Source organism: Oceanobacillus jordanicus (assembly GCF_022095695.1).
Lineage (GTDB): Bacteria > Bacillota > Bacilli > Bacillales > Amphibacillaceae > Oceanobacillus_B > Oceanobacillus_B jordanicus.
Map to the genome: position 1 here is coordinate 1 of NZ_JAIFZM010000036.1, position 564 is coordinate 564.

Genomic DNA, 564 nt, shown 5'->3' on the forward strand with positions numbered 1-564 from the left:
CACGTGTAGCGGTGAAATGCGTAGAGATGTGGAGGAACACCAGTGGCGAAGGCGACTCTCTGGTCTGTAACTGACGCTGAGGAGCGAAAGCGTGGGGAGCGAACAGGATTAGATACCCTGGTAGTCCACGCCGTAAACGATGAGTGCTAGGTGTTAGGGGGTTTCCGCCCCTTAGTGCTGAAGTTAACGCATTAAGCACTCCGCCTGGGGAGTACGGCCGCAAGGCTGAAACTCAAAAGAATTGACGGGGGCCCGCACAAGCGGTGGAGCATGTGGTTTAATTCGAAGCAACGCGAAGAACCTTACCAGGTCTTGACATCCTCTGCCATTCCTAGAGATAGGAAGTTCCCTTCGGGGACAGAGTGACAGGTGGTGCATGGTTGTCGTCAGCTCGTGTCGTGAGATGTTGGGTTAAGTCCCGCAACGAGCGCAACCCTTGATCTTAGTTGCCAGCATTTAGTTGGGCACTCTAAGGTGACTGCCGGTGACAAACCGGAGGAAGGTGGGGATGACGTCAAATCATCATGCCCCTTATGACCTGGGCTACACACGTGCTACAATGGA

General features: G+C 54.1%; 1 rRNA gene. It reads left to right on the forward strand.

The features are described from left to right. Positions 1 to 564: ribosomal RNA gene (locus K3T81_RS19380) — 16S ribosomal RNA — on the forward strand; the annotation flags it as partial.